The following is a 14,814-nucleotide window of genomic DNA, read 5'->3' on the forward strand; positions in this document are numbered from 1 at the left end:
TCATTTAAATTTGGCGCATTTCTGATTAAGTATAGTTAAAAGACTACACCGCTTATAGTGAGCGTTGTCATTTCTTTTGTCATATGACAAAATGGATATTTTTACATAAAACGCCTTCATTTAAAAACTGGCGAACCATGGTTATAGAGACCACAATCCGCCTGCTTTCTTGGGAATTTAATTATTATCAATAAAAGAAATGATTTGCACGAGATTACCTGCGACTTGGTAAGTTAACCCCAGCATGTAAGTTCCTTTCTCCTCGTTTGATAGGTCAATAGTGAACACATCCGGATTAGCAGCCCATTCCTTCATATCAAACACAATTTCTTTAGATGTTCTAGTGTTTCTTACCCCAGCCGAATTAGGGATCACTTTGCTGCCATCGAGCCCTTTCACCAGATTAGCCACTTCAACTACAGGTCCCTTAAATTCTCCTACCTCTACCATTTGTGGGTCGGCCAATAAGCTCGTTAGTTTAGTTAATCCTTGTAATGGGGAGAAATCTGTAATTTCATTTCCAGTAATATCAAGTGTCTCTAGGTTCTTCGCGTACTGCAAACCTTCCAAGGATCTGGCTCTTCTGGTTTCGCTAGTTAACGTTGTAAGGTTATACATATCACCTAATGTTAATTCTCCAGTTACGCCCAATGTAGTCTTGATCGAAGCACTTAAATACGGGTCCGCCACAGTAATCAGTTGCGTAAGATCTATTTGGACCAAACCTTCGGTTGCTTGTTGCAACGCTGCTACAGCTTCGTCTACTTCACTTTGCGTAACAGAAGAGTTAGCCAACACTGTCTCTGCTATCGAGAGGCTGGACGTAAATGCCGCGATGCTCTCAGGTGTGAAGCCTTCTAGAGAAATTGCTTTAGCCGCTGCAATCGCCTGTTCGAGATCTCTAGTGAATAAGTGATCTCCATTCGCGAAATGTAGTTTGGCTCCACCCCATGTAGCATGGTCAGATCCGTTGCCATTTCCCCCGTCTGTGACGACTAATTTCAGTTCTTTTGCTTCATTAATATCCAATTCGATGAATTTCTGCGGATCTCTCGAACCCATGACCCCACTATCGAATTTCTTCTCTCCATCGACAAACACCTCAAAGCTCACCGAACCAACAGAACCGTACATTTGTCTATCTACACCTACATAGGAAGTGAAATAGTCCGCGTTTTTGTCGCTTAGATTGTATACAATCGTCGAGTTAGAGTGCGCTCCAATTCCTCTTTCATAGGACACTACCTGATTGTTCTCATCTGTTAATCTCAGCGTATTTGCACTAATAGATTTATCCTTCAAAGGTGCAGTATAGCTGTTCTGAGTAGAATTCCAGTCGTAATCCGTCAGATACGTAAAGTCCGTCATGTCTACTACGGCTATAGTTCTAATCTTCGTGGTCGTCTTTCCATCACTATCTGTTACTGTGTAAGTGATTGGATACTTTCCGGCCCGGTTGAATTTAACTTGCTCTTGGCCTGTGACCTTCACTTGAGCCGTCAAGTCACCGTCTTCCGAATCCATTGCCGTATAGCTTTCACTGATATCAATCGCTTGGCCCACTTTGGTTGAGACAGATTTAGGTATGGTAAGCTCTGGTGTATTGTTCAAGATCATAAACTTCGCATCAGCAAAATCGCCGTGATCTGAAGCATTTCCGTTACCTGCATTATCTAACACCAGCTTCAATTCACTTACATCCTTAACAGGTAACCGCGCAAGCTTGGCCTCTGTACCAAATTTCATCAGTCCGCTGTTATAAACCTCTGCCCCATCGGCAAAGATTTTGAAAATTACACTGGAGTTGCTTTGCTCAGGGATATTTCTATCAACCCCTACATACGTTTCAAAATATTCATAGTTTGCACCCGCCAGATTATACACGATTTCAGAGCTGGCATGGGTTCCTAAGCCCTTAGCGAACTCTTTGACCTCGCCATTTACCAGCAGCTTAATCGGATTGTTAGAGCTAGCCTTATCTTTTCGAACCACATTATAATCCGTTTTTGCCGATTGCCAATCTATATCACTCAGGTATTTACTAGCGCTGTATACAACAATCTTTCTGGCCTGCACAGCGGAGTTCCCATCTGAGTCTGTAACTGAAAACTCGACGTTGTAAGTCCCTGTTTTGCTTGATGTGAATCCATTTGAATGCACTTCAACGGCTCCAATTAAGTTACCATCTTCCGTATCAAAAGCTGTTACATCGCTCAACACATCAAATTCGCTGTTCAGCTTAACGAAGGTTGTCTCTTCCGGTACTGTAATGGTAGGTTTGCTTGAATTATTTGAGAACTTCGCATCCGCCCATACCGTATGGTCTGAAGCATTGCCATCCTTAGCATCTGTTGTAACCAGCTTCACCTCTCTTGCACCAGTCACAGGGATTTTCACAAATTGATGCTCTGTTCCTGCCCGGAAAACATCACTCTCAAATTTCTGTTCTCCATCCACATACACTGCAAAAGTAGCCGAGGAAGGTTTCCCTTTCATGGCTTGATCGATCCCAATGTAGCTTTCAAAGAAGTCGTAACCCTTACCTTCAATATCGTAAACTACCTCAGAGTTGGCATGAACACCAATCCCTTTCGCGTACGTCGCAGCCAATCCTTGGCGAACAAGGGTTATGATTCCCCCGGAAACGGCTTTATCTTTCTTTAATTCACCCCAGCCTACAACGACTGACTTGGCATTGAGATCGGAAATATAGGCGTAGTCGCTCGTTACCGTAACCTGTGTGGTTTTCGTTTCCGTAACCCCTTCGCTTTTCACTTCATATACAATTTCGTAGTTGCCTTTTTGCGTTACATCAACGTTATTGGCTTTCAGAGAGACATCTGCAGTAATATCGTTTCCTAGATAGTTAGCCGCTTTTACATAGCTCATCGGATCAAAGGTTTGATTAAGCTTTAAAGTGAGCTGATCTTCAACAGACAAGGCTGGCTTAAAGGCTTTAACCTGTACGGGCTTCAGTGGGTTCAGCTTTTTATCATAACCGACGATCTTGTACGTATAGTTGATACTCGCATCTACATTCTGATCCACAAATTGCTCAGTTCCTGTAAAACCAACTAACACATCATTTCTATACACTTCATATCCTAAAAAGTCTTGCTTAAGCTCTTTATCTATACTGAAACTTAACGTGTTCGTTCTAGCCGTGGTGTTAGGTGTGATATTAACCTTAATGGCCAGATTTTTATCCGCTATTCCAGTTCCCTCATAATTAATCACCGAGTTATTTAAATACCATAACTTTTGCGGTGCCGGATACTTGGCTACTTTCGCTTTTGTCTCAGGATTCACAGTGAAGCCATGTCTGGCAAAATAGCTGCTTAAATCTAATCCCAGTACTTCGGAGGAGAACTCCACCAAATACTGCTGCTTAGAATTGTCACCGTTGGTAAGGATGACCTTCCGCTCCCGATATAGCTTGGTCAGCTCTGTCCAGTATCCCGGATGTGCCAGCTCCAGCTGCCAATAGGCTCCGAGTTGTGCAAATAAGCCCTGCTGATTCATAACCACTTTGTTTTCTTCGAGGACATATTTATAGATATCTGATTCATACGGTATACGATTATCTATCGAATTCGCCGCGACAGACATAAACATAGACACCATATTATTAGTTACTTCGCCATATTCCCGTTCACCCATAGCCAAGCGATGCCCGATTTCGTGATTCAGTCCCCAGCCCGGATAAGCTTTGTTAAAATCACCTAACATGGTTCCTACTGTTCCAAGTTGGATCCCTGTATGATCTCCCGCTGCATACATCGCACCATAAGGCTGCATCAAGCGAATATTCTCACGAATTAGCTTGGCATCATGAATCTCGCTACTGCCATCCAGGCCATAGAAGGCAAAAATACTCTTCATCCAGGTGTCATACCCAGTTACGGTGTCCAGCGGGTTATTTCCTTGCGTAATATATTTGTTGTACGCCTCCGTCGCCGTTCCTGTGAAAATAACATGATCGCTGGCCAGTTCTACCACATCTATGAGTTTACGATCTTGAACATTTGGATGAGCCGCTTTATCTTCGTCTAGTCTTTGTTTGTATGTGATTAAGAAGGTTTTGAATTGTTCTGGATCCGTGGTCTTGGTCATAAAAGGAATCTTTTCTAAACCTTCGAAGCGGATCAATGGCGCTTTCCCTTGTTCCTCTGCTGTATAGGGATTTACGATATAAACGGTGCCGCCCTTAGTCACTTCATGTGCATAATAACTATTCATAGCAAATTCAGGAACGGTTATAATGTTCTTACCTGGACGCAATTGCACACCTCTAGCCCAAACATTCCAAGCGGCCTCTTGTTGAGAAAAGACTAAAGAAGGTAGCTTATCGTTAGAAGCTGCATCCACATAAACGTTGATCGTATCTCCAGGCATTGCAACGAGACCTGTAGGCTGGTTGTTCGTACCAAAACCAATTCTCAGGTTTTCCTGCGCATGCTTTTTCATATCTCCACGTTGTTCCGCCTCAATGATGGTGCCTTCGGTTTGAACTTCACCATTCACTAGCTTCTTAGCTAAATCCAAAGAATCTTTCAGGATTGGATAGAGCGGATGTACTTTTGCCGCTTCCTCTAGTGCATTGATTTTTGCAACGTTATTATAAGCAGGCACAACCGCACTCATCGTTCCATCTGTGAAAATACCATTTACAGCTTCGCTTACTTTATCTTCTGTATAAAATCTAAATTCAGCCGCAAAAGGTCTGTTGATATTAGCTTTTGTGAACTTAAATTTTAATCTTTTAAACTTCGTCGGTTCGAATTTAAATTCCAGAAAGTCATTGGTACTAATCGCGGTTCCGCTAGATACAAGTTGGAAGGTCTCTCCTTTACTCGTCTCTGATGCATAGATTTCAAAAGCCTCTGGGAATCCTTTGCGGTTATCTCTAGCCAAAAAAGCTACTCTGTCCAGCACTTCCGCTTGCGCTAGTTCAAACACAACTTCATTCGTGAAGCTTGCATCATTGTTTTTGTTCGTTTCCCAATGCGTAGTGGGCTGGTCATCCAGCATATATTCAGGCTTCGTACCTGAGTAGCTTCCACCGTTCACCGTTACTTTTGATACGTTTGCATTCGGCATTCTATAAGCTTGGCTATAGGCATTTTCATAGGCTGTTCCATACCCTTTTAGCTTCGAAACCTTGGCTGCCGTTGCCTCTACCTGATGGTTCTCCAAAAGGATCTTTGCATTCTCTATCTCTTCTTTAAACTGCGCATACAGTGGATGTGCCTGCACTTCATTCTCTAAAGCTGTTAATTTCTCTGCCGTATCAAAGGCAGCACTAACTTGGCTCAAGGTATCATCTGTAAATAAATTTTTCATTTTAGCAGAAACACTATCCTCTTTATAAAAAGAAAACTCAGCAGCACTCGCCCAATCTTGGTTCGCTTTTTTGAAGACAAATTTAAGTCTCTTAAAAGCCGTAGGTGCGAACTGAATCTCCACTACATCACCGGTTGAGCCTGTATATTCTCCAGAAGACACGAGCGTAAAATCACCCGCATCGGTAGTGGAGCCGTAGATATCAAATTCTTGAGCAAAACCTTTACCTTTAGCACCGGATTGCCTAGCCGCGTATACCATTCTATTTAATTCAGTGGACTCATTGAAAACAAACACAACCTCATTCGTAAACGTTGAACTATTCGGTTTGCCAGTCTCCCAATGCGTGCTCATATCCCCATCCATAGCCTTAGCTATAGGCGAGCCTGAGTAGTTGCCACCGTTATTTGTGATGGATTTAATATTTGCTGGATTCATTCTAAAAACCTCATTATAGGCATTTAGAGCATCCTTGCCGTACAGCTCAAACGGAATAACCGAGGCGTTGCTTAATAAGTTAACCTTACTTTGCGCCACTGTTTTTGTTACATTTACCTTGCTTGCCTCACTTGCTAAAGCATAACCTGCCTCACTCGAAAAACTGGCCAACATGGCCGCCGATGTAGCGATCGCAATCATTTTCTTCATCTCTTCTTACCCCCAGATGTCATATGAATCTCTCCAGTGCCCAAAAATGGGCACAAAAAAAACTACCCCAAAAGAGTAGCTTGATTGCGTATAAAGTCGCCTAAAAATTAAGACTTAATTTTTATTAAACCTTAACAAGCATAAACGCCTTCGGCGTCCTTATAAGGACGGTAAGCGTTTAAGCGAGAAATATAAGATATTAAGTATAGTTTTATAACTTATACTTTCTTATATTTTAACAAAAAGCGTTACACACTCTTTGGCAGCTGGCTGACAATAGTTATGATAACCTTAGTCCCTATAGCTTTGCGTCCCTACATTTCCATAGGTTTGCCTATGAAGTTTCGAATACATTCAAAGAGTAACATAAGCCTAGATCTGATCGCATGATTAATTGGTATGAAATGAGTATAGGTAATTGCAATTAGTTTTTCTTATGTGATAGATATTATTTATCGACTATCCCGGAAGAGAAGGGCATCCTTTAGGACTGTAGGTCTACTTAACTCCCCGATCCAAACAAACGCCGGAACCAATTCCACACATCGCCCGTGATGGGAATTAATCCGAAACCATGTTCGCCAACTGCGATTACACCATATGCCCATTGTCCGATAGCTATGGCACCCCCAGCGATCCTGCCTATCGCTATCGCACCAAACGCCGTATCCCCTATGGCGATGGCCCCCAACGCTTTTTCCGCGATTGCGATCGCTCCTACAGCCACGCCTGCAATCGCAATCGCTCCCACTGCGAAGCCAAGCCAGCTAAGTGCTATTGCTCCGATCGCTAACCACATTCCCAGTGATATTGCTCCTAAGGATAATACGCCCACGCTTATCGCACCTATGGAAATCAAGCCAACAGCTACATCTCCAATAGCGATTAATCCAACGGCTGTCTTCACACGGGGTTTACCTCCACGGCCATACGCTTGACCTGAGTATCGCCCTAGATTACTGCGAATACTGATGACCGGAAATGAGGGAGAAGGCCATTGATAATCAATCTCTCGTCCATCAAAGCCCCTAGAATCCGCCCAGCGCGTTACAAATTGATGCCATTTCATATCCATCCCGTCCCCCTTTTCAAATTACCTAAATTATACAACCCCGGGGGTTGGCTGTACTCAGACTCTGACCTGAAATTCATCTCATCCTCTGGACGGATATATACTCATTAGGATTACTGTTTGGGAATAGGATCAGGCTTTCCAAATAAATAGCCCTGAAACAACTGATAACCACTCTGCTTAAGCCATTCAAAGTCCTCTCTAAACTCCACACCTTCTGCTAAAGGAACGGATTGGATTTCTAAAGCTTTTTCTAAAAATTGCTTTGCTATTTTCTGTTTGTTCAGATCGCTGGACACACCCTGAACATATTTCATATCCAGCTTCATGTAATGGGGTTTAAGCTCCAATAACATCTCGATCGTGCTGAAGCCCTCACCAACATCATCTAAAGCGTATTCAAATCCCCGGTCCTTGTAATATGTCAAAATAGCTTTCAAATGAGCGAGATCATCCACTTTCTCCGTCTCAACAACTTCAAAGACAAAAAGAGAAGGATCGACGCCTAATTGATTGGCCAGTTCAACGGTTGATCTTAAGCAGAACTCTGGAGCGTAGATCGACGTTGGGATAAAATTAATAAACGTTTTTTTATTTAAGGGTGCAGCATATTTTACAGCCGTCATTCTACATAACCGGTCTAAAGCATATAAACGCCCACGATTCCGTGCCGCCGCAAAAATCTCATTAGGATAGATAAGAGATCCGTCTTCTTTTTTAAATCTGGATAGGAGCTCGTATGCAAAAATCTCTTCCCTTACGTTCACAATTGGTTGGAAGTAGCAAGTAACAAGACCCTTAGTGATAACCTCATCAATCCACTCCATATCAAGTACAGTGGGTAATTCGGATAGAGGTCTCCATGTTTGGTCATCTATACGGAATTCAACCTGCTCCGACTCCATATGGTCATTACAGAAATCCAGAAAATCCCGCACCCCAGCCTCCTTAACTGTAATCACATTTTCTTCCACCTTATGTATCGTATTACTTCTACTCAAGTGATGAATAACCTCAGGTAAAACCCTAAGATTAAGCTCACCATGAGCCTTGATTTCAAAATTCAGATCTCTTACTACACAATGATTACAAGCCATATTCATAACCCCTTTAATAATCGATTCTCTGAATCCCGGAACGGCTCTTCTCAATCGAAATCCGTATACTCCAGTAAATACGCCGGGTCTAACACGGTGATCTGCTGATGTTGAATCTCAATAATCTTTTGTTCTTGCAGATCTTTAAGCACAAGGGTAGCCGTCTCCCTTAACGTTCCGATCATATCACGCGCTCTCGCATCATGAAATTTCATTTCATATAATAACCGATTCGATAAAAATAAACGCTCCATTTGCAGCAGCATCAATTGATCCTTAATCAACGGGTAATCGGCAACCATCTGCTTAAAAGGCTCATGTTTAATCTCAAATAATACAGTATCATTCATAGCCACCGCAGACAGCACTCTTATATTGGAGGGATGGATCACTTCCAGATCGCCATAATCCCCGAATAGATAATGTAGGTATGATCCACATTCCATAGTTTTGTATGCCAACATACTGATAATAAATCATCATCCTGTTATATTCTATCGTAACGTTGTCACATAGGCTTGATGCCAATACGAATTACAAAGGAGATCCATTCATGAAATTCCGAATTCCCTTTTACAGCTTGAAGGGAACAGACATTTTAGAGCAATTAGAGCAAAGAGGATGTATCGTTTATAAATAACAAAAAAAGCCTCCAATTAAAGAAGCTTTTCACTCAAATCCATAATATGCGTAACGCGATTTCTCCCCTGTTCTTTAGAAACGTAAAGCGCTTGATCAGCTTTTTCCAGAAGAGTGATGTCTGTATCGGTTGCTTCAAAGGTAGCTATGCCAATGCTTACCGTAATGCTGCCAATCTCCCAAGTGGAGCTGGCTATGAATTGTCGTAAACTCTCAGCTATAGCCGTGGCATCCGATGAATCTGTATTAGGCAGCAGAAGGATAAACTCCTCACCACCATACCTAGCTACGATATCTTCTTTACGAGATTGGGACTTCAGGATACTCGCCAATTTCTCCAGGACATAATCACCCATCTGATGACCGTAGGTATCATTCACATTTTTAAAGTGATCAATATCTAGAATACATAATGAAAAAGAAGCCTGATCACGGTGATACGCTGCAATCTGCTCTTCCAGCTTTTCTTGCAGGAATCTTCTATTCTTTAATCCAGTAAGCTTGTCTGTAGTAGATAGCTCTACTAAAACGGCATTCATCTCCAGCAACTCAGCTTGCTTTTGCTCGATTTCCAGGTGGATTTGTTTGAGCTTTGCCAGCGCCTGATCTTTTTCCCAATACGCCTCTTCTATTTGCTTCTTCGCAGATCGTAACTCTAGCTCATAATCAATACGTTTGCCCATCTGTACGAGAATACAATCAATGACCTCTACACCTTCACATTCAAGGCGTCTACCATTTAACAAGTAAGGCACGGCTTGCCCCTTGCTGTCCTTCAAATTGATAAATAGCTCTTCTACATGTCCATTCAGATTGATAAAAGGATAGAAGTATGAATGAAAAATAAGCTTGTTGGCCGTAGACATGATAGATTCAAAATGTTTATTTACCAAATCAACCTGCTGATATCCCATCCCATCCAAAAAGGTTTGATTCACATCGAGGATCATTCCTTCATGGGTAATGGAAACATATCCGCATGGCGCATATTTTAAACGGTCATCCATTGTCTAAATATCCTTTCAACACCATAATCTTCTCCATCTCACCCAAGGTACTCATTAATCAAAGTAATAGTCTCCTGGGGATGGCTAATATGTGGATAATGGCCCTTGGCCTCCATTAACCGGAACGTACTATTATTCATGTGTCTATGTAAATATTCTCCTACTTCTATAGGAACGATACTATCATCCGAGCATTGCAATATGAGTGTAGGCACTGTCGCTTTAGGCAGATCTTCTCGATGATCCGAAAAAAATGTAACTTCCGCAAATTCTCTAGCGATAATAGGGTCGGCCGAAATAAAGCTTCGTTCCAGCTGTTTAGTCAACATTGGGTCAGGATTATTCATCGCAAGTGGAGCCATAAAGCTAGCCCAGCCCGCGAAATTCATCTCCATCATATCCAGAAGCTCAGTAATATCACTTTTTTCGAAGCCCCCGAAATAAGCATCTCCCTCATTTAAATAACGTGGGGAAGGTCCGATCATAATCATTTTATTAAAATAATCCGGCCGCTCGATTGAAGCAAGCAAACCGATCATAGAGCTAATAGAATGGCCTATAAAAATAAGATCCTTGAGTTCAAATGTTTCGATAACATCTAGTACATCCTGTACATAACCATGGAGAGTATGATATTTATCCGATGTATATGCGCTTAAATCTGAATGGCCTGAGCCTACATAATCAAATAGAACGATTCGATACTTTTTCTCAAATGACGGCGTGATAAACTGCCACATGCTTTGATCACACCCAAATCCATGCGCAAAAAGGATAGTTTTTTCTCCTGCTCCAATGACTTTTACATGATTCCGCACCATAACATCGTTCATTTCATATAACTCCTCTATAGTTAGCATTCTCTCTATTTTGCAGGGTTCCCCTGGAAATATCAAGCGTAGAAAAAACTCCGCTAGATTAATCTCTAGCGGAGTTTTATGTAGCCTCCCGTTTGGTCATCATTTGGCAAAATGGTAGCGTGCTGGGGTACCTCTGCGTTTAATCCGATCACATTTTGCCCCAAAAGATTGGTTAGCGGACCCAGAAGACCTTAAATGCGCCATTATTCCACATTTGAATTGCTATCGGACTCCACTGCAGCTATTGGCGCGAAAACACAAAATATGGGCCGATTTATATGAAATAGCGTCTCTGGAGTCCGAATCCCTTCTCAAAAGGCTGAAAATTTGCGAATAACGTTATCTGTGTCCCTAAGACTCCGTGGATAAATTGTTGAGGCAGAGGTAGACAACCAACATTTAGAATGCAGAAGTCCAACCCGCATCAGCAGCGATGATAGCTCCGTTTACAAAACTGGAATCATCCGAAGCCAGGAATAACGCAACTTGTGCGATTTCTTCAGGTGTACCTACACGAGGGATCACAGCCTGTGTTAATTGCGTACGGCTCACGCCGAATTCATTTATATTTTTCATTGAAGCACTGATGTTTGTGGCAGTAGCTCCTGGTGCGATAGCATTACAACGAATCCCTTTGTTGGCATACATAAAAGCTGTGTTTTTCGTCAAGCCTACTACAGCATGTTTAGAGGCAGTATAAGTTGCTCCCGCATGGGCACCACTTACCCCACCTGTAGAAGCGGTATTAACGATAACCCCTTTTCCTTTTTCCAGAAAAATAGGCAGTGCTTTACGAGTGGACCGCATTACACTTTTGGTATTGATATCAAAGATAAGATCCCATCGTTCATCTGTAATATCACCAACTGGCTCAAAGCCATCCATAATCCCTGCGTTATTCACTAAAATATCTAGCGTGCCATATTCTTTTACAGCGGTATCAATCATGCTATCAATATCTCCAACCAGGGCAACATTTACTTTCAGTGCCTTAGCTACTCCACCGTTACTATTGATCCCTGCGGCTACTTGTTCAGCACCTTCTAGGTTCAGATCGGCTACAATCACTTTTGCCCCTTCTTTAGCGTACAACTCTGCGATAGATTTCCCCATACCCGATGCCGCCCCAGTAACCACTGCAACTCTGTCTTGAAGTTTCATGTTGGAAGTCTCCTTTACGTTTATCTATAATGTAAATATCAATATATAAAATCTCTTTAACGCTTAAAATTTATACTACTCAAGTTTAATCCTCTAAAATTTAACTATCAATATACAAATGGGACACCAAATGTTCATAAATATATATAACGTGGGATTCTGTTCAAATAGGATTAGAAAATAGACAGTTAGGTGGTCTTCTGTTGCTTAAAAATAATCGGAGAACTAGCAAATCGCGTAAAGAGCTTAAAAACGCATTGATATTACTCATGGAAAAAAAGAATTTCCGCACCATTACGATAACCGATATCGTTACTCTTGCCGATTTAAACCGCGGAACCTTCTATAAACATTATCAAACCAAAGAAGAACTTCTAAATGAGCTAATTGATGATGTGTTGGAGGATTTAATTAAGGCTTATAAAGAACCCTATCTTCATACCGATAAATTTATAGTTAGTGAGCTGACCACCTCGAGCATCAAGATTTTTGAACATGTGGTCTCTTACTCTAATTTTTATACCATCATTATAAATTCCAATGTTCTGCCAGGGTTCCAAAATAGGATTTGCGACCTCTTAAAGGAGCTCACCAAGCGGGACTTAGTCGCAGTTAATAACACTAATACCAATGTAAATATCGAATTGTTTTCCAGTTATACCGCCTATGCTCTATTTGGATTAATCATAGAGTGGGTAAAAGGCGGATTTAAATATACAGCTAACCATATGGCAGAGCAGCTGATTGAAATTCTGTCTTTTAATTCACATAATGTGATCATCAACACTTCAAATCAACCGATTAAACAGAATTCCATCCCTGTTAACGGCGACTAACTTATCTCAAACTAAAAAAAGCCACTCCAAAATGCTGGAGTGGCTTTTGAATGCAATTTATAACCTAAGGTCTTCTGTTTCCACCACCACCGCCACCTGGACCTTGATTAGTGTTTGCGGTTGTTACTCCGGATTCATTTAGCCAAGTTACGCTGCTTGTAATTTCGAACGCTACTACTTTTGTTCCTCCTGTATATTCACCATCCGTATACAGTCCGTTCGCTTCACTACCAGTCGAGGTACCTCCCGAGTAGAGGGTGTAAGAACCGCCGTCCTTCAGATCCGGTGAACTAATCACCACCGTTTGATAGCTCTTCGAAGGAGCAAAGGTCAGGATCGAGTTACCTTCGCTGTCCTCTAGATGAACCAATGTTCCAGCCTCCTGGGTCTGAGGGAAAGTCATGCTGACTGCATGTTGGCTAGAGGTGTCAGACGGTGCTTGTGCCATGCCCGAACTTCCCGCAGCCACCAAAGTTCCTCCACTCTGTTCAAAGCTACCGTCGAAATCAAGTGCACCGTTACCGCTATTGGTAGGTCCATTAACAATAACCGTGCCACCCGACATTGTGATGGAGCCGTTCGAATCCAGCCCGTCACCTGAAGCATCGACCGTTAGTGTTCCTCCACTAATCGTTAGCATATTGCTAGCAGAATCGCTGAATTGATCCTGCTCCTGAGGCCCGCCGCCTACAGTCGCCTCATCGTTACCTCCTGCTACATTCACTCCATCATCAGAAGCAACCACATGAGCTTCGCCACCGGAAATCTCGATGTTTGCTCCTTCAATCCCTTCGTAGCTCTTCGTAATATCAATTTTACCACCAGATATCGCCACCAAAGCATCCGCATGGATTCCATCGTCGCCAGTTTTGATGTTGAATTCTCCATCAGCTATAGCAATGTTACTGTTGCTGTGCACTGCATCATCAGCAGAATCGATGGTAAAGGTTCCGTTGTTTACGCTAATATCTCCTCCAGCCTTCAAACCTTTAGTACTTGGTATTTCCGATTCTGTAGTTGTTGCCGTTGTTGTCGTTGTTGATGCTTCCGTTGTTGGTATCTCCGGTTTTGTTTCTGGCATCGTCTCTGGTTTGGTTTCAGATGTTGAGGTTCCTGTTGTTCCTGTTGTTCCTGGTGCTTGATCCCCTGTTCCCTGACCTCGGCCACCTCTCATGCCCATACCTTGCCCTTGATCACCTGTTTTCACTTCACCCTTCTCGTTGCCCCCACCCGTAACTAAGGTGTATGTTCCGCCATCTATTACAAGTGAAGTCTCAGCTTGAATTCCATCATTACCAGCCGTAATATCAAATGTTCCTGCTGCTATTGCTATGAAGCCTTTGTCCGTCTCAGTATCGTTGGTTGATTTCATTCCATCGCCTTCTGCCGTTATGCTGATATTTCCGTCTTGTACAGCGACAAGATCTTTACCTACAATCCCGTCATCGGCAGCCTTAATTTCAATAGTGCCACCCATAATTTTCAGATCGTCCTTGCTCGTAATTCCGTCATTATAGTTAGCGGAAACAGACAGCTTCCCGGTCCCATTAATCGTTAAATCCGCTTTACTGAAGATAGCCGCACTCGGTTCATCTGTAGTTTCATCGGCATACACGTAAGTTGCTCCATCAGATACGGAGTTCTCCGTCCCGTCTTCCAAGGTAATGATCACTTTCCCCGCTTCTTTAATATCAATTGCTGCACTATCGCTGTTCGTGATGTTCACACCGTTCAGTACCAAGTGCACAGTACCTTCATCCTGATTATTAACTACAATCTGTCCATCACTCAACTTACCAGACAGCACATAAGTTCCTGCTGCAGTAATTGTCACTGAGCCATCCTTGGACTCAGCCCCGGTGCCGTCAACAAGCGCACTTGTTCCAGCCAAAGCAATTTCCGTCGATTGGTCAGCCGTCCAAGTTGTATTAGAATCCTCTTCATCGAACGTCACCAGATCGGACAATTTGGCGCTTGCCAGTTGTACTCCCGTAGCAGCCCCATTCTGAGTTATCGTTGTTCCCGAGGCTGCTACTGTACCCGCCGCCGCTTCAGACTGTGTTGTTGTGGCATTGGTACTGCAAGCCGACATAAGTAATGCACACAATAGCAAGATTCCTACTTTACTTCCGGTTATATATTTATCCATTT

9 protein-coding genes and 1 riboswitch are annotated in these 14,814 nt (G+C 42.5%); of the genes, 1 reads left to right on the top strand and 8 read right to left on the bottom strand.

Annotated elements, in window-relative coordinates; all coding sequences use genetic code 11:
- Window positions 1-177 precede the first annotated feature (177 nt).
- The 7 genes from MHB56_RS13720 to MHB56_RS13750 all read right to left on the bottom strand — a co-directional run bounded on the left by MHB56_RS13720 (window position 178) and on the right by MHB56_RS13750 (window position 11,827).
- Complete coding sequence (locus MHB56_RS13720; protein WP_341143670.1) at window positions 178-5,991, bottom strand: NPCBM/NEW2 domain-containing protein; 5,814 nt, start codon at window positions 5,989-5,991, stop codon at window positions 178-180.
- A gap of 258 nt (window positions 5,992-6,249) precedes the next feature.
- A riboswitch (cyclic di-GMP riboswitch) is annotated at window positions 6,250-6,336 on the bottom strand.
- 157 nt (window positions 6,337-6,493) lie between these two features.
- On the bottom strand, window positions 6,494-7,060 hold the full coding sequence (locus MHB56_RS13725; protein WP_076124374.1) for a hypothetical protein: 567 nt from the start codon (window positions 7,058-7,060) through the stop codon (window positions 6,494-6,496).
- Window positions 7,061-7,176: 116 nt separating this feature from the next.
- On the bottom strand, window positions 7,177-8,160 hold the full coding sequence (locus MHB56_RS13730) for an EAL domain-containing protein (RefSeq protein WP_076220768.1): 984 nt from the start codon (window positions 8,158-8,160) through the stop codon (window positions 7,177-7,179).
- Window positions 8,161-8,210: 50 nt separating this feature from the next.
- On the bottom strand, window positions 8,211-8,624 hold the full coding sequence (locus MHB56_RS13735) for a Crp/Fnr family transcriptional regulator (protein ID WP_076301509.1): 414 nt from the start codon (window positions 8,622-8,624) through the stop codon (window positions 8,211-8,213).
- Between the two features lie 192 nt (window positions 8,625-8,816).
- Complete coding sequence (locus tag MHB56_RS13740) at window positions 8,817-9,806, bottom strand: sensor domain-containing diguanylate cyclase (RefSeq protein ID WP_341143671.1); 990 nt, start codon at window positions 9,804-9,806, stop codon at window positions 8,817-8,819.
- 38 nt (window positions 9,807-9,844) lie between these two features.
- On the bottom strand, window positions 9,845-10,639 hold the full coding sequence (locus MHB56_RS13745; protein WP_076181841.1) for an alpha/beta fold hydrolase: 795 nt from the start codon (window positions 10,637-10,639) through the stop codon (window positions 9,845-9,847).
- Window positions 10,640-11,065: 426 nt separating this feature from the next.
- Window positions 11,066-11,827, bottom strand: a complete 762-nt coding sequence (locus tag MHB56_RS13750) for an SDR family oxidoreductase (RefSeq protein ID WP_076124164.1) — start codon at window positions 11,825-11,827, stop codon at window positions 11,066-11,068.
- A gap of 203 nt (window positions 11,828-12,030) precedes the next feature.
- Here MHB56_RS13750 and MHB56_RS13755 point away from each other — a divergent pair, with 203 nt between their 5' ends.
- The gene (locus MHB56_RS13755; protein ID WP_254847725.1) at window positions 12,031-12,663 is read left to right on the top strand and encodes a TetR/AcrR family transcriptional regulator; all 633 of its coding nucleotides are present in this window, start codon (window positions 12,031-12,033) and stop codon (window positions 12,661-12,663) included.
- Window positions 12,664-12,727: 64 nt separating this feature from the next.
- On the opposite strand, the gene MHB56_RS13760 is transcribed toward MHB56_RS13755, so the two are convergent.
- Window positions 12,728-14,812 (bottom strand): carbohydrate-binding domain-containing protein, encoded by a 2,085-nt coding sequence (locus MHB56_RS13760; protein WP_341143672.1) that lies wholly within the window; start codon window positions 14,810-14,812, stop codon window positions 12,728-12,730.
- Window positions 14,813-14,814: the final 2 nt, after the last annotated feature.

Origin of the sequence: Paenibacillus sp. FSL H8-0315 (assembly GCF_038005365.1) — a bacterium.
In the GTDB taxonomy this organism is placed as follows: Bacteria; Bacillota; Bacilli; order Paenibacillales; family Paenibacillaceae; genus Paenibacillus_AQ; species Paenibacillus_AQ odorifer.